Origin of the sequence: Streptomyces scopuliridis, assembly GCF_042790125.1 — a bacterium.
Lineage (GTDB): Bacteria > Actinomycetota > Actinomycetes > Streptomycetales > Streptomycetaceae > Streptomyces > Streptomyces scopuliridis_A.
The window spans coordinates 1-15,321 of the sequence record NZ_JBHTZS010000013.1 but is presented as its reverse complement, the minus strand read 5'-3'; the positions used below and the strand labels follow the sequence as shown (position 1 = coordinate 15,321).

General features: G+C 69.4%; 15 protein-coding genes. 7 read left to right on the top strand and 8 right to left on the bottom strand.

What is annotated here, in order from left to right:
• The first annotated feature begins 17 nt into the window (after positions 1 to 17).
• Positions 18 to 2,840 carry a fibronectin type III domain-containing protein gene (locus ACFRKB_RS20935; RefSeq protein WP_383107668.1) on the top strand — a complete coding sequence of 941 codons (2,823 nt, stop codon included), beginning with the start codon at positions 18 to 20 and terminating at the stop codon, positions 2,838 to 2,840.
• Between the two features lie 92 nt (positions 2,841 to 2,932).
• Here ACFRKB_RS20935 and ACFRKB_RS20930 read toward each other — a convergent pair whose 3' ends face one another.
• The gene (locus ACFRKB_RS20930; RefSeq protein ID WP_383107666.1) at positions 2,933 to 3,589 is read right to left on the bottom strand and encodes a hypothetical protein; all 657 of its coding nucleotides are present in this window, start codon (positions 3,587 to 3,589) and stop codon (positions 2,933 to 2,935) included.
• Between the two features lie 42 nt (positions 3,590 to 3,631).
• Positions 3,632 to 4,399: a type I methionyl aminopeptidase gene (gene map, locus ACFRKB_RS20925; RefSeq protein WP_383107664.1), complete on the bottom strand. Its 768-nt coding sequence runs from the start codon at positions 4,397 to 4,399 to the stop codon at positions 3,632 to 3,634.
• A 378-nt stretch (positions 4,400 to 4,777) separates the two neighbouring features.
• Between map and ACFRKB_RS20920 the strand changes: the two genes are divergently transcribed.
• Both ACFRKB_RS20920 and ACFRKB_RS20915 read left to right on the top strand, forming a co-directional pair.
• Positions 4,778 to 5,845: a PP2C family protein-serine/threonine phosphatase gene (locus ACFRKB_RS20920; protein WP_383107663.1), complete on the top strand. Its 1,068-nt coding sequence runs from the start codon at positions 4,778 to 4,780 to the stop codon at positions 5,843 to 5,845.
• 97 nt (positions 5,846 to 5,942) lie between these two features.
• Positions 5,943 to 6,356, top strand: coding sequence for a cytidine deaminase family protein (locus ACFRKB_RS20915; protein ID WP_383107662.1), 414 nt, complete (start codon positions 5,943 to 5,945; stop codon positions 6,354 to 6,356).
• Between the two features lie 82 nt (positions 6,357 to 6,438).
• On the opposite strand, the gene ACFRKB_RS20910 is transcribed toward ACFRKB_RS20915, so the two are convergent.
• Both ACFRKB_RS20910 and ACFRKB_RS20905 read right to left on the bottom strand, forming a co-directional pair.
• Entirely contained in the window at positions 6,439 to 6,651 is a 213-nt protein-coding gene (locus ACFRKB_RS20910) for a hypothetical protein (protein WP_383107660.1), read from the bottom strand.
• Positions 6,652 to 6,901: 250 nt separating this feature from the next.
• Entirely contained in the window at positions 6,902 to 7,504 is a 603-nt protein-coding gene (locus ACFRKB_RS20905) for a cadmium resistance transporter (protein ID WP_383107659.1), read from the bottom strand.
• Between the two features lie 216 nt (positions 7,505 to 7,720).
• On the opposite strand from ACFRKB_RS20905, the gene ACFRKB_RS20900 reads away from it, so the two are divergent.
• Both ACFRKB_RS20900 and ACFRKB_RS20895 read left to right on the top strand, forming a co-directional pair.
• The gene (locus ACFRKB_RS20900; protein ID WP_383107658.1) at positions 7,721 to 9,145 is read left to right on the top strand and encodes an FG-GAP and VCBS repeat-containing protein; all 1,425 of its coding nucleotides are present in this window, start codon (positions 7,721 to 7,723) and stop codon (positions 9,143 to 9,145) included.
• A 235-nt stretch (positions 9,146 to 9,380) separates the two neighbouring features.
• On the top strand, positions 9,381 to 9,761 hold the full coding sequence (locus ACFRKB_RS20895) for a VOC family protein (RefSeq protein ID WP_365977570.1): 381 nt from the start codon (positions 9,381 to 9,383) through the stop codon (positions 9,759 to 9,761).
• On the opposite strand, the gene ACFRKB_RS20890 is transcribed toward ACFRKB_RS20895, so the two are convergent.
• Complete coding sequence (locus tag ACFRKB_RS20890) at positions 9,748 to 10,089, bottom strand: hypothetical protein (protein WP_383107656.1); 342 nt, start codon at positions 10,087 to 10,089, stop codon at positions 9,748 to 9,750. The genes ACFRKB_RS20895 and ACFRKB_RS20890 overlap by 14 nt on opposite strands.
• A gap of 88 nt (positions 10,090 to 10,177) precedes the next feature.
• Between ACFRKB_RS20890 and ACFRKB_RS20885 the strand changes: the two genes are divergently transcribed.
• Positions 10,178 to 10,627 carry a spore-associated protein gene (locus ACFRKB_RS20885; protein WP_383107655.1) on the top strand — a complete coding sequence of 150 codons (450 nt, stop codon included), beginning with the start codon at positions 10,178 to 10,180 and terminating at the stop codon, positions 10,625 to 10,627.
• Between the two features lie 196 nt (positions 10,628 to 10,823).
• On the opposite strand, the gene ACFRKB_RS20880 is transcribed toward ACFRKB_RS20885, so the two are convergent.
• Both ACFRKB_RS20880 and ACFRKB_RS20875 read right to left on the bottom strand, forming a co-directional pair.
• Positions 10,824 to 11,723: an MBL fold metallo-hydrolase gene (locus ACFRKB_RS20880; RefSeq protein WP_383107653.1), complete on the bottom strand. Its 900-nt coding sequence runs from the start codon at positions 11,721 to 11,723 to the stop codon at positions 10,824 to 10,826.
• Positions 11,724 to 11,800: 77 nt separating this feature from the next.
• Entirely contained in the window at positions 11,801 to 12,484 is a 684-nt protein-coding gene (locus tag ACFRKB_RS20875; RefSeq protein WP_383107652.1) for a TetR/AcrR family transcriptional regulator, read from the bottom strand.
• A gap of 199 nt (positions 12,485 to 12,683) precedes the next feature.
• On the opposite strand from ACFRKB_RS20875, the gene ACFRKB_RS20870 reads away from it, so the two are divergent.
• Positions 12,684 to 13,364, top strand: coding sequence for an SDR family NAD(P)-dependent oxidoreductase (locus ACFRKB_RS20870; RefSeq protein WP_383107650.1), 681 nt, complete (start codon positions 12,684 to 12,686; stop codon positions 13,362 to 13,364).
• Between the two features lie 166 nt (positions 13,365 to 13,530).
• On the opposite strand, the gene ACFRKB_RS20865 is transcribed toward ACFRKB_RS20870, so the two are convergent.
• Positions 13,531 to 15,033 (bottom strand): carboxylesterase/lipase family protein, encoded by a 1,503-nt coding sequence (locus tag ACFRKB_RS20865; protein WP_383107649.1) that lies wholly within the window; start codon positions 15,031 to 15,033, stop codon positions 13,531 to 13,533.
• Positions 15,034 to 15,321 lie beyond the last annotated feature (288 nt).

The window sequence follows — 15,321 nt, the reverse complement described above, 5'->3', positions numbered from 1 at the left end:
CAACGAATGGATGACTCATGAACATCCTGACGCGAGCATGGGCGTGCCTGTGCGTCACGGTGCTCCTCGCCGCACCGTCCACCGTCGCCCAGGCAGCCGACCCCCCGCCCACCAACCTCCTCGCCGCCGACATGGACACCGGATTCGACAGCGGCGCCAGCTCGCTGACCCAGTCGAACCCGGCGTCGGGAGGCACCCAGCGGATCGTGAGCGTCGGCGGCGACAACGCGCTCGAACTGCGCGACGCGTCCCAGGGAACCAACCTCTCCAGCTACTTCTACCAGCGGTGGTCCGCCGGCGCGTTGAAGGACCGCATCAACGCGGTCTACCGCCAACCGGTCGGCAGCCCGGCCCAGCAGTTCGCCCTGCGCTACGACCTCAAGCGCAGCGCCGCCAGCGACAAGCCGGTCGCCAAGGACATCTACGCGCAACTCCAGTTCGGCAACTTCGACAACGATCTCGTGCCGAGGTTTCCCGTTCCGGCGGTGAGCGTCACGACCGCCTCCGCCTATACCGACACCTCCGGCGGCCTGACGCCGGTCGACGACACCGACCTCCCGCAGTACCGCTTCCTGATCGTGCCCAACGGCGGGCAGCGGCTGATCTCCACGGTCGAACTCGGATTCTCGGTCCGGGCCGACACCGGCGGCACCGACGAGGCGATCACCGTGGACAACCTGGGCATCTACGAGGCGGGCGACCCCATCACCGACACGGAGCCGCCGACCGCGCCGGCCTCGCTCAGCCGCACGGCCGCCTCCGCCGGGAGCGTTTCGCTCGGCTGGACCGCGTCGGCCGACCATGTCGGTGTGACCGGATACGACGTCTTCCGCGACGGCTACCGGACCGCGTCCGTCACCGGGACCACCACCTCTGCGCTCGTCGGCGGTCTGATGCCCGACACGCAGTACACCTTCACGGTGCGGGCGAGGGACGCGAGCGGCAATGTCAGCGCGTCGAGCGCGCCCCTCACCACCTCGACCGGACCCTACGTGCCCGAGTCACCCGCCCCGTACCCCGGCACCCAGAAGACCCGGGCGCAGTGGCTGTGGGACAAGACCAAGGCCATGAAGGAGGAGAGCGGCGCCCTCAACGTGGCCCAGTACACCGCTCAGTTGGCGGACGGCGAGAACGTGGCGACGAACCTCGCCAAGCTCGACACGCTCTTCCAGAGCTACGACTACGAGCAGTACAAGACCATGGCGAAGATGTACGCGTACCTCATGGCCGGCGAGAAGTTCGACGCGGCCATACTCGCCCATGTGCGCGGCTACTTCGGCTCGTACGCCTACCAGAAACTCGCGCAGACCGAGAACCTGCGGATGAGCAACTACGCCACGGGATACCTCGTCGGCCAGTACTTCCCCGACCTCGCCGACCTGAACGGCAATTCCGGGGCGGAGCTGAAGGCCGCCAACAAGGCCAACATCCTTGAGATGGTGGAAGCGGGAGTGCGGCGTGGATGGGCGGAGTACCAGAGCCCCGAGTACACCATCATGACGTACTTCTGCCTCAACGCCCTCTACCAGTGGGCCGACGACGCCCAACTCCGCGGCCGGGTGAAGATGGCCATGGACGTGATGTGGTTCGAGTGGGCGAACGACTGGATCGACGGCTACATGATCTCGTCGGAGAGCCGGGCCAAGGGCGACGTGGCCTCGGTCAACGATCCGACGTGGCGGCCCGCGGACCACTCGACGCTCGCCTGGACGTACTTCGGCGCCCATCGCGCGCAGCAGGGAGTCGGCGAGTCGGACAACCCGGCGTCCGCGGCGTACCGTCCCTACCTGGAGTACGCCGGTCTCACCGCCTGGCCCGGCATGAGGTACGCGCCGCCCGGACTCGCTGTGAAGATCGGCCAGAAGACCGACAAGTCCTACTCCTCGCGCAAGGCGAACCTGCAGAACTCCAGCGGGCGCGCGATGGACATCTACCGCACGACCTACGCGCGCCCCACCTGGGGCCTCGGCACCGAGGTGCAGTACCGCCGGGTCGACAACTGGATCGAGGATCTGCCGGTCGTGCTCCGCTGGCGGTCCGACGCGGCCAATCCGCTGTTCCGGCTGTCGGTCGACCAGGGGAACGCCTCGATCGGTGCCTACAACCAGCCCGCCAACCACCGGGTGATGCAGAACGGTCCCACGGCCGTGGGTGTGTACAAGTCGTCCGGCGACCAGACGTCGAACTACATCAACGCGCTGTTCCCCACGAACGGTTCGATCCGGGAACGGCGTGACGTCGACGGGTGGACGATCGCCAACACGGGGTCGATGTACTTCGCCTACAAGCTGGCGAAGCCCGCGACCTGGTACCACCAGACACCGAACGACCCGGCGAACAAGGTGAAGACGACGGCCCAGAACCACCCGACCGCGAGCCTCAGTTACAGCTACGACATTCTGCGCAGCCAGGCCGACAACAACGGCTGGGTGCTGGAGTCGGCGGACGCCTCCGCGTACGCCGACTTCGACGCGTTCGTGAAAGCCGTCACCGGCACCACCCGCGTGGACGTGAGCCACCTGGAGGACGCGAATCCGCGGCTCGTCTATCACAGCCTGAGCGGGGACGACCTCGACATCACCTTCGACTCGGCGTCGGACGCGCCCGCCGCCACCCACCTCGTGAACGGCACGCCCGTCGACTACGACTCGTACAAGCTGTTCGACACCCCGTGGCTGCAACAGGACAAACTGGGCTCCAGGTTCGAAGCCTCGGTCGACGGCGAATCCGTCGTCTACGACTTCGACCGGTGGACCGTGACCGCCACGGACCAGAAGCCGGGGGCGGGGCACCGCCCGGACCACCGGGAGGATCACCGGTCCGTCCGGCGCGGGCGGTAGACGAAGGTCCTCATGGGCCGGTGCGGCTCTCCGCGAGCCGCTCGCCGAGAGCCGCACCGGATTCCGTCCCGGGGGACGTAGACACTTGAAGCCTATGCCCGGGGTGTACCGTCCCAGCGCCATGAGGTCGGACGAGGGCGCCCGGGCAGCTCGCCGCGCCCGGTGGCCCACAACAGTGTGGACCAGGGATCCGTGTCTCCCGGGGCGTCCGGGAACAGCCGGGCGAGCACCCGCGAGCACAGGCCGGCAGGCGGGTTCCACGAGAGCCCGAGCCCTTGCGCCAGGTCGTTCGTGTGCACCAGGGTCTCCACGATCCCCATCGCGGCGAAGCCCTCGGGGTCCGAGATGCCGAACACGTGGTGGGCGCGGGTCGCCGGAGACGTTGTACGCACCATGGCGACCAGCAGCGCGCCGCTGGCCTCCAGGACCCGCAACAACCCGGAGGGCCCCGCCTCACGGTCCGCATGCACCACGTTCGCCGGGCCGCCGGGCCGTCGGCTCGTCCACACAAAGGGCACCTCGCCATCCAAGGGCGGCGTCCGGGGACCCAGTTGCGCGGCGTAGGCGAAGAGGTCGTCGCTGAGGTGCTCGACGGTCTCCCAGCAATCCCATTCCAGGGAACCGGCGTTACCGTTCCACGCGCCTGGGGGCGCCTCGCGAAGGCGTGTCACAGCGAGCTGCACGGCACGGTCGAGGTCATCGGCGGTGACGCGGGGCCGGGCGGGGCCGCTATCGGCTGATCGGAACATGGCAGGACCGTACCGCGACCGTAAGCAGGTCCTGGACCGAGGTCAGAGCAGGGTGAGGATGCGGGGGCCGTCCTCGGTGATGGCGATGGTGTGCTCGATGTGGGCGGCGCGGCTGCCGTCGATCGTGCGCAGGGTCCATCCGTCGGGGTCGGTGCGGTACTCGTTGCGTCCTCCGGCCATGAGCATGGGTTCGAGGGCGAGGGTCAGGCCATGGCGCAGGGGGAAGCCGCGGCCGGGTCGTCCGTGGTTGGGGACGTGAGGGTCTTCGTGCATCTGGCGGCCGATGCCGTGGCCGCCGAAGTCGGTCGGCATGCCGCAGGCGGCGGTGCGGGCGACGGTGTTGATGGCGTGGGAGATGTCTCCGATGCGGTGGCCGACGGTGGCGGCGGCGATGCCGGCGTCCAGTGCCTGCTGGGTGGCGGCGATGAGTTCCAGGTCGGCGGGACGGGGGGTGCCGACGGTGAAGCTGATCGCGGCGTCGCCGGTCCAGCCGTCGAGTTCGGCTCCGCAGTCGATGCTGACCAGGTCGCCGTCGCGCAGGCGGTAGTCGTCGGGGATGCCGTGCGAGACGGCGTCGTTGACGGAGGCGCAGATGACCGCTGGGAAGGGGGAGGGGGCGAAGGAGGGCTGGTAGCCCAGGAACGGAGAGCGTGCCCCGGCCTTGGTCAGGACGGTGCGGGCGGCTTCGTCGAGCTCGCGCAGGCGGACCCCCACGGCTGCCGATTGGCGGGCGGCCTCAAGGGCCTGGGCCACGACGCGTCCGGCTTCACGCATCGTCTCCAGTGCCGTGTCGGTCTTGATCTCCACCATGTGTCGTGACTCCTTGCAAGCCGAGCTACCCAATACTTATACCGGTATTAGTATCACAGTCATGGGCCCCGCCCCCGGCCTTCTTCACCGTGGTGGCCCTGGCCCGCGCGCTGGACCTGTCGCTGGACGACCTGGCCACAGCCTGCGCGGAGGATGCCGACGGCGGTGGCCGGGCGATGTCAGCGTGACACGCGCGGTGATCGTGGCGACACGCTCCCCGTTCAAGGGATCAGGCCGCCGGTGACGGCACGGACGGGCACCGCGGAGAAGGGAACGCGGTGGGAGGCGGCGCGGCCTGCCGCGACGTAGTTTGGGGTCATGGGCACGACTGGGTCAGCCATGTCGCGTCGCTTGCGCCGGCCGTCCGTGAAGTTGGCGGTGGCGCTCGTGTGCCTGGCCGGGTTGCTCGGCTTCGACCTGCTGACGAGTCCGGATATCCGGATCGGCGGACTGATGGTGGCGGTGCCCGCACTCTCGGCGACCTTCCTGCCCCCGCGGCAGGTCCTCTTCGTCGTGCTGCTGACGCTGCCCAGTGTGGCCGTCGCGGCGCTGGCCAACGACACCCTGGGCACCGAGGCTTTCCCCGTCTCGTTCGCCACCGTGGCGCTGATCAGCGTCGCGTCCGTCGCGACGGCCTCGGTACGGCAACGACGCGAACGCGAACTCGCCCAGTCGCGCTGGGTCGCCACGGTCATGCAGAACCTGCTGCTGCGACCGCTTCCCCGCCGGCTCGGCCCCTTGTCGATCTCCTCCGTGTACATCGCGGCGGAGGAGGAGGCCAATATCGGCGGCGATGTGTACGCGGCCGCCGTCACGCCGGGCTCTGTCCGGGTCATGGTCGGTGACGTGCAGGGAAAAGGGCTCGGCGCGGTCGAAGTGGTCGGATACCTGCTGAGTGCCTTCCGGCAGGCGGCCAGGAACGGCACCACGCTGGAGCAGCTGCCCGACTTCCTCGACCGCAGCCTGCGCGACGAGCTCGACGAGGCGCAGGCCACCTCCAGCGACGTACCGGATTCCGTCACCCGCCGCCGGGCGCTGGAGGGGTTCGTCACCGCGGTGATCGTGGAATTCAGCGAGGGGGAGGACGTGATCCGGATAGCCAACAGGGGCCATCCGCCGCCGCTGCTCATCCGCCAGGACAAGGTCCTCCCGCTCGACCCGATGGAAACCGCACTTCCGCTGGGGCTCGGCGATCTCCGCGCGGGACGGCAACACGTGGACACCTACGAGCTGGCCGTCGGCGACCGGCTGCTGCTCTACACCGACGGTGTCATCGAGGCACGCGACGCGGCCGGGTGCTTCTACCCGCTGGCCGACCGGGTGGCCCGGTGGACCGACCGTGACTCGGACGAGGTGCTCGACACCATACGGTCCGACCTGCTGCGGCACGTCGGCGCGCGGCCCAACGACGACGTGGCGATGGTCGCCGTACAGCGCATGGCCTGACCACCGGGCTCGCGCGTTGGACGGCACCGACGATATTCGCTTGCGCACCCTCGTCACTTGGGTCACCGTCGCCTGACACCTGACGAAGGCAGAGAAGATGACCACGCGGATCCACCACGTCGACCACGAACTCATCGAGGCCGCGGCGCACGTCGCTCGCACTCGCTGCCGGGGCGACAACCACACCATGGCGGCCGCGGCCCGCACCCAGGACGGCCGGATCGTCACGGCGGTCAACGCCTACCACTTCACGGGCGGGCCCTGCGCCGAGCTGGTCCTCGTTGGCACGGCAGCTGCCCAGGGCGCCTACGAGCTGGACACGATCGTCGCCGTGGGCGACCGCGACCGGGGAGTTGTCCCCCCGTGCGGCCGGTGCCGTCAGGTCCTTCTCGACTACTTCCCCGCCCTCAAGGTCATCGTCGGCGAAGACGACCACGTCCGAACCGTCCCTGTCACCGCCCTGCTTCCGGAAAGCTACGTCTGGGCCGACCACCAGCTCGACGCCGGGTAAACCGCGCCACAGTCCTCGCGACTCTCCCGGCTACGCGCGCGGGAGCGCCCCGCGGCGCGTGGCCGCGGGGCGCCTTGTGGGGTTAGTCGACCTCCTGGCCGTCGTACTTACCGCCCACGCAGGGGTTGCCCGGCAAGTCGATCCGGGGCTCGCCGCCGCCCTGCCTGCACTCAGAAGGGCTGACGACGGACGGGGCACCCTTTGCGGTGGCGGCGGCGGTGGCGGCGCCTGTGAGGCCGAGTCCGGCGAGGGCTGCCGTGGCGATGACGGCGGCAAGGATTCGTCGAATGTGCATGTGGCTCCCCTTTCACGGATTGCCTCGGTGGGGCACTAGCCAGCTTGAACTCCGCCCATGTGGATGGCACATCATGTTGCGCCGTTCAGGTGGCATGGCTGCCGGGAGCGGGGCCGAGCGCGTCCTGCGGGGCCAGGCCGGCAACTGGGCGCCGCCGAGTTCGTGATCCACATGTCTGAGTGGCGACGTGTCGCCGGAAGTGACGGGTGCGCGGTCGTCACGTTGGACCACCATCCGGGCCCGCGTCGGCTCAGAGCCCGAACGCTCCGCCTTCAATGAGGATGAGCAGGCCGATGGCGATCAGGACCACCGGCAGCAGGATGTGGCCCCAGCGGGCGAGGACCTTGGCGATGGCCGGGCGGGTGGCGAAGAACTTGCCCGCGAAGCACCAGACAGCGACCAGGACGAGGAAGACCACGGCGTAGACGCTCATCCCGCCGACACCCGCGGTGGCGAACACGGGGACGTAGACACCGATGTTGTCACCGCCGTTGGCGAAGGTCACCGCGGCGACCTCCAGAAGGCCCGGCCCGCCCTGCCTGGCCTCGGCTTCGTCGGTCTCCCCGCCGTCGCGGTGGCTCTTCCACACCTGCCAGGCGGCGTTGAGGCCGAGGGCGAGCGGCAGCAGACCGAGGTAGGGAATGGCCGACTCGGGCAGGAACGTGGCACCGAACGCGGCGGCCACGGCCACAGCCAGGATCGCGGCGAAACCGAGGTACTGGCCGAGCACGATCCTGCGGGTCGAGTGGCGGTGTCCGGCGCCCTGCGCGAAGAACAACGCCAAGATCAGGATGTCGTCGATGTTGGTGACGGCGAACAGCCCAGCCGCCTGCCCGATAACGTCCAGGGTCACAAACCGGCCCGCTCCACTCGTAGGACAAGACCGGATGACCCTACTCGGGCCCTGACGAGGAACCGCGTCCGCCCTGCCCCTTCCAGGAACGGCCGACGCCAGGACGACCGCGCCCCGTACCGGCGTGGGCACCGCCGTACCGGCGTGGGCACCGCCGTACGGTCCGCCTGACGACGCGCGCACAACCATTCGGGGGCGGCCCCGGTCCAACTCCGCATGAGGAAACGACTTGTCACAGCCCTGGCGCTGACCGCGGCAGCCGGCTGCGGGGCCCCCGGGGCCGTACCCGACTCCACCGTCTCACCGGGCGTGACGCAGACCGCCACGGCCACGAAGCGCCCCCCGGCCGACCCCGATACCGCCGGGGCCCACGCCGACTTCGACGGCGACGGCAATGAGGATCTCGTCATCACCGACACCTCGGCCACGGTCAACGGCACGTACGCCGCCGGCTACGCGGCCGTGGTGTACGGCTCGACGGCCGGCCCCGACGCCCGGCGCCACCAGGTGATCACCCAGGACGGCCTCGGCCTCGGCAAGGCGGGCACCGGTGGCCGCTTCGGCAGCGGTGCACTCTCGGCCGACCTCGACGGCGACGGCCGCAGCGACCTCATCACGCAGGCCGGCAGCGATACGGTCTTCGTGGTCTGGGGCGGAAAGAGGAAGCTCTCCGGAGCGGCCAGGCTGAGCGGCGCCACGCCGGTCGCCGGCGACTTCGACGGCGACGGCCACGCCGACCTCGTAACGAGCGGAAGCACGGACTCCGAGGCGACGGTACGGTTCGGCCCGTTCACCCGGGCGGGCAAGCCCGCTCGTACGAAGACGCTCGACCTCACGCCCGACAAGTCGTCGTACTACACCCCCCGGCCCACCGGCGTAGGCGATGTGAACGGCGACGGCAAGGACGATCTGGTGGTCACCTGGTCGCACGTGTTCGCGGACGAGATGCCGGTCCCCCGCGCCACCGTCGTGTACCGCGGAGCGGCCAACGGCGTACTGACGAAGGGCCCGCGCCTCAAGGACGCGCGCGGCAAGGACATGTACGGCTCGGTCACCCTCACCTCCGACGTGAACAAGGACGGCTTCGACGATGTGATCGTCAGCCTCACCTGCGAGAGCATCGGCGACGTGGCCGTGCCCGAGGGCGGCAGCCGGGTGATGGTCGCGTACGGCGGAAAGAGCGGGCAGAGCACCAGCCTGAAGCCCACGACGATCAACGAGAAGACAGCGGGACTGCCCGGCAAGCCGGTCTCCTCCCACTGCGGCTTCGGGTACGCGCCGACGACGGGCGATGTGAACGGCGACGGTTACGCCGACGTCGCGTTCAGCGCTCCGGCCGAGGCCGGCAAGGACACCACGACGGTGATCCTGGTGCTGCGCGGCGGACCGAAGGGCCTGACCGGCAAGGACGCGACCAGCACGGGCCTCCCGATGGGGCCCATGCTGGCGATCCAGGACCTGAACGGCGACGGCGCGGCCGAACTGGCGGGCGGCACGTGGTACGAGACCGGGGCCGACGACACGGTGCGGATCCTGCGCGGCGGCCCGTCCGGCATCAGCACCTCCGGGCCGACGCTCATCGGGCTCGCGGATCTGGGACTGAAGCCAACGCCGGGGCGCGGCTTCGACTTCGGCCACTGACCCGTGCCCGGTAGCGGCTGCTGGGAGCTCGTGATGACGGAGGCGTTGCGCTGCGCGGACGGGCCGGTGAGAACGCCGGTAGATCTGACGCTGTCATCCGAAGTGGCTTCGGCCGGAAATCACTTCGCCCGTGCTCGCCTCGTCCGGTACGGTCGCGGGGTTGTTTTCACCGCGGGGAGCCCATGGGGTTCGCGTGTGGCCCCCGGCGGTTCCCAGGCTGAGAGCAGGTTTCGTTATGGCATGTCGTATCAGTGAACTCGTGCTCGGTTGCCGCGACCCTGAGGCGCTGGCGCGGTTCTGGTGCGAGGTCCTGGACTTCGTCGTGCTCGGTCGCGAGGACGACGGCTCGTTGGAGATCGGGCCGCGCGAAGGGTTCGGTGGCGCGCAGCCGACGCTCTTCCTCAGCCGCAGGGATGAGCCGGAGAAGGGGAAATCCCGGCTGCACATCGACGTCAACGCCACCGACCGCGATCAGGACGCCGAGCTCGAACGCCTGCTGAAGCTCGGTGCGCGCCCGGCGGACATCGGCCAGACGGGGGAGGAGCAGTGGCATGTTCTGAGCGACCCCGAAGGCAATGAGTTCTGCCTGCTCAAGGCCCGCCTCAACCCACTCTGACGCCCAGGCCGGCTCCGTGCTCGACGACTTGGTTCCTGAAGCCGCGCCGGTACCAGGTCATGAGCGGAGCGCCGGTCTCCTCGTGGAAGCGACGGATCAGTGTCCGCCGAGACATACGGACGCGTTCTGCGAGGTGGCCGACGGTCAGGGGCTTCGCAAGGTTGTCAAGCATGCACTCGGGCCTCTTCTCGTAATTGCTCCGCGCTGCATACGGTCGGAGCATGAACGACATTTTCGCCCTGCCCACGGGGCCGCTGGCCGACGCGAGCTCCGGGTGGGCGATTCGTGGCTGGTCCTCGCATCCGCCCACCACAGCGTCAACGTCCATGTGAATCCGAATCCGGCACAACCATCCGTGCCGCTCGCGGGTCACATCAAGTGGGAGCAAACCGCTCTCCGAGACGCAAGGGGGAAAAATGAGAATTGCGCGCAATATCCTGGCTGTCGGGGCGTTAACCGCACTGGCGGCGGGCGCTACGACCGCGTTCAGCACAACCGCCTCCGCCGCACCCAACGTCACACCGCAGGGCGTCTGCGGCAGCGCCTACAAGACCGTGAACTCGATGCCCATCGGCTCGCTGGGCACCGTGTACCTGACGTACAACTCCGCGAACGGCAAGAACTGCGTCGCGACCATCCGCGCCAACCCGGGCACGGCCAAGAACATGTCCGCGTACATCTACGTTCCCGACACCGACGAGTGGGCCGGGGACTCCGGTAAATACACGTCGTACGCGGGGCCGTCCTACGTCTACGGCAAGGGCTACTGCGTGAGCTGGGGCGGCAACATCGACAACGTGTACGTGTCGGTGGAGAACTCCAACTGCGGCGCCCTGAAGGAGCACCGGGTCACCGAAATCCGCTGATCCGGCTCATCACCCGGCCGTGAATCCCGCGCCGCCCGCCTCCCGTAGTTCGACCTTGTGGACCCTGCCGCTGACGGTCATGGGGAAGGCGTCCACGAGCAGCCGCAGGCGGCGCGGGATCCAGGAGTGCCCCGGCCGGCCACCCGGCGTGCTCCCTCATGCCGGTGCCCCGGTGCCCCGGTGCCCCGGAGCGCCGTCACCGCCATGTCGCCCACTCCTTCACCGCGAACCGGTCGCCGACGCGTCGCACTTCGGCTGCGCCCGGCCCGGGGAAATGCGCGGGGAACAGCAGGGCGCCCCGGTCCGCGGCCTCTCCCAGCACCCGGCGCCGGCTGTCCCGCGCGCGGGGCTCGTCCTCGTCGAAGCTGGGGCAGTCGTCCGGCTCCGGGATCTGCAGTGGGCTGTGCACCAGGTCCCCGGCGAACACGGCGCGGTCCGTACCCGACCGCAGCCATACCGCGGAGGAGCCGGGCGTGTGTCCGGGGGCGGCCTCGATACGGAGTCGGGCGTCGATGTCGTAGTGGTCGCCCTCCCACAGCACGGTCTGTCCGGCCCGGTGTACGGGGGCGACGCTGTCCTCGAAGACGTTGGCCATCCGGGGGCCGGAGCGGGTCCGGTGTCCGTTGGCCGGGTTCCAGTAGTCGAAGTCGGCGCGCGGGATGACGTATTGGGCGTTGGGGAAGGTCGGCCGCCACTCTCCGTCGTCCGTCAGGCGGGTGTTCCAGCCGACGTGGTCGCCGTGGATATGGGTGCAGACCACCGTGTCCACGTCCTGCGGGCGAACCCCTGCCGCCGCCAGCTCCCCGAGGTAGGGGGTGTTCAGGTGGTGGAAGGACGGCATGGCCGGGCGCTCCCGGTCGTTACCGATGCCGGTGTCGATCAGGATCGTCCGGCCCTCGCCGCGGATCAGCCAGCTCTGGATCATGATGCGGACCTCGTCGGCGGCCGGGTCCAGGAAGGTGGGGGCGAGCCAGTTCTCGTGCGCCTGCCAGTGCTCGACGGGCACATCGGGGAAGACGTAGTCGCGGGGGCGGCCTTTGGCGGGCACCTCTACCACACGGGTGATCTCCACCGTTCCCAGCACGATGGTGTCCATGCCCCCAGCCTGCGCGCCGGGTGACGCCACCGCGAGCGCTGTCAGGTGCCACGCGGCCGTCAGGTGCCACGCGGTCGTCAGGTGCCGCGTGGCGGCGTCGTCAGTCCGGCGGCGCTGGTACGGAGCATCGCCTCGTACAGGGCGTCGTCCTTGGGCGGATCCGGCAGGGGACCGTGAGCGGGTGCCTGGAAGGCCTGGATCATCAGGGCGACGAAACGGCGCCATGTGTCGGGGGCGGCGTCAGCGGCGAAGTTGACGACACCGGCGTTGGCGACGAGCAGCACGACCAGGTCCTGGCTGGTGAAGTCCGCACGCAGACGGCCGTCGTCCTTGGCACGGGCGATGAGCCGCAGAAACCCCTGATACGCCTCCGAGCGGCGCTCCTCCATGGCCTGCGCGGTGGGGAAGGTCATGGTCAGGACGTCGGCGAAACCCCGGTCGGCGGCCTGCATGGCACAGATGGCCTCGATGAACCCGCTGAACCCTTCCCAGGGGTCAGCGGCGTCGAGTGCCTCGTTGACGGCGTCCACGTAGGCGTCCATACGGTCGGCGAACACGGCCGCGACCAGGTCCTCCTTGATGCGGAAGTGCCGGAAGACCGTGGCGATCCCCACGCCTGCCTCGCGGGCCACAGAGGCCATTGAGGCACCCAGGCCCTCACGCTCGAACACCGTGCGCGCGGCGGCGATGATCCGCCCCCGGTTGCGTTCGGCGTCACTGCGCAACGGCGCGCTCTCCGGAGGGGGCGTGGCAGGGGTCATGAGCGCCACCCTACCAACCGGAACGGCTTATCCGTTTTCGGTGTTACGCTGGCCGAGCGAAACGGATAGCCCTTTCCGTAACGTAAACGGATGGGGCTATCCGATTACGGGTCCGCCAGGGCGGCCGGAGTGCCGATCGGCCGCCGCGGCGCCCGCGTCACCCATGCACGCACCATTCACGCAGTACGGAAGGATCATCGTGACCAGCATCGCCATCGTCGGAGCCGGCCCTCAGCTCGGCTCGGCCATCGCCCGCACCTTCGGCGCCCAGGGCTTCGACATCGCCCTCATCTCGCGCAACCGTGCCAAGCTCGACACGCTTGTCGGGCAACTCGCCGCAGACGGCGTCACCGCTGCGGCGTTCCCCGCGGACGTCCTCGACCGCGATGGCCTCACCCGGGCTCTCAAGGACGCCGCCGCACACTTCGGGGGGATCGATGTCCTGGAGTACTCCCCGGTGGGCACGTTCGGGTCCACCGCCCTGACCACTCCCAGCCGGACCGATCCGTCACACATGCAGCACGAGATCGAATTCCAGCTGTACGGGGCGATCGCCGCCACCAGGGCAGTGCTGCCCGCCATGCGCGAGGCCGGCTCGGGCACGCTGCTCTACACCACCGGTGCCGGCTCCATCGACCCCGTTCCCGAGGTCGGCAACGTCAACGCCGCCGCGGCGGCCCTGCGGAACTGGGCGGTCAACCTCCACAAGGAACTGGCCGGTACCGGAGTCCAGGCCGCCCATGTCGGCATCGACGTATCCATCGGCGCCGCCGTCATCGAAAGCGCTGCCCCCGTCGCCCCGCCCGAGGCGATCTCCCCCGTCTACTGGGAACTCCACACCACCCACCGCGACCAAGCCGAACGCGTCTTCAGCCTCTGACAGCGCCAGCCGGCGCGAAGGATCGTTCAGCGGAGCCGCGTCAGTCTCGCGCCGATCGACGCAAGACTGACGCGGCCGACGCATGGCGGTCTTGGGCGGGGCTTGTTCGGTGGGCGGGGAGCCGCACGTCTCCGGCCCATTCCTGGTGCCGGGGTGGTTCCCCCGCTCACGGACACAGGAGTGGAAACTCGGCCTTGCCCCAAAGAGCGCGGACAGCAGCGGACCGGCCGTCGGTGGGGAAGTCCTCGGTGCTCCAAATCTTGGCCGGGGTGGTGGAGTTGCTGACGGATGGCCAGCCCGGGTTTCCGGTGGTGGCGAAATCGGCCCACGCGCGCACCATGCGGCGTGCCAGCCCGTGGTCCGCGGAGGTGGGTGTGCCGCCGATGAGAAATGCCAGGCAGTCGCTGTCGAGGTTGCCGAAGGCGAAGGGCATGTCCGCACAGTGCCACGCCCGCACGACCCCGTTCGGCCCACTGCGCCGACGATCGAAACGCGACAGGAACGCCCGGCCGCCGGCTTGGGCGTGAAGCTCGACGAGTCGGTTGCTGTACTCGCCGAACAGCAGATCCCCGAAGACGGCGAGGTAGACGTCGAGCACCGGGGCGTGGGGCATCGCAGCGCGATAGCCGGCGACCAGGCCGTCAGGGAGGCTGAAGTCGTTGGCGAAGAGGGCCAGTTGTGCATCGGTGGTGATCTTCGCGCTGCTGCCGACGGCGTCGAGCAGCCAGTACTCCTCCGTGGTGTGGCAGACCAGCAGGTCCACTTCCCGGGTCGCACCGGCGGCCATCCCCGTGAGGGGGTCGGTGGGCAGGACGTCACCGTCAAGGACGGGCGCGTAGAGCGAGGGGTCGTAGTGGCGGGATCCGGAGGCGGGGTCACGCCGGTAGTCGTCGACCACTCGGTCGGAGGCGAGGACCAGGGCCTGCGGAGTCGCTGATGTGAGGCCCTCGGCTGTGGCGGGGCAGCCCGCTGCCGCAGCGATCTCGCGGGTGGTGGCCGCAGCGATGTCGAGCGTGTAGCAGGGGCTGGCGGCGCTGTGGGCGATGGCACGGCGGAACAGGCCGCGGGCGCGATCCATCACCATCAGGCAGGCAACCGAAGCGGCCCCTGAAGACTGGCCGGCGACCGTGACGTTGCCGGGATCGCCACCGAAAGCGGCGATGTTCTCACGAACCCAGCGCAGGGCCGCGACCTGGTCGAGCAGGCCCCGGTTGTCCGGGTAGCCGGTTGCCTCGGCGGAGAGGACATGGCCGAAGCCTTCGAAGCCGAGCCGGTAGTTGAGTGTGACTACGACCAGACCCGCGCGGGCCAGTTCGGTGCCGTCGTAGTCGGGTTGGGCCGATGAACCGAAGGTGTAGGCACCTCCGTGGATCCAGACCAGGACGGGCAGGCGGCCACCCTCCGGGACCGGGGTCCATACGTTGACGGTGAGGATGTCCTCGTCGTCGGGCGACCACGCGGGGGCGCCGGGCAGTTGTGCCGACTGCGGGGCGACTGGGCCGAAGTCCGTGCAGTCCCGCACTCCGGTCCACGCCGGTGCCGGGAGAGGTTCCCGGAACCGGTTGGCGCCGAACGGCGGGGCGGCATAGGGGATGCCAAGGACGGCGACGATGTCGGCAGCGGCTCGAAAGCCTTGGGCCGAACCGTTCTTCGTTCTGAAGATGTCCATGGAGACTGCCTCTCGCTACACACCAGATCGCCGGGGAGGCGGGGTTTCAGCTTTGCATCGTGCGCCGCGGTACTGCCAACACCCAGATCGTGATGATTGACGCGCCAGTGATGTCAATCCCTCGCCCTGTCCAAGATGTGCCCCTGCCGGTCAGGTCGGGATCGGCTTGGTCCGTGTGCAGTTCTTCCATTCGACCCAGGGGCGGGCGCCGCCGCTTTTGGGGCCGGTGGCGTAGGTCGGGTCGCCGGTGATGGTCTGGTTCTTCTCTTCGTGGGTGATGTCGATGCC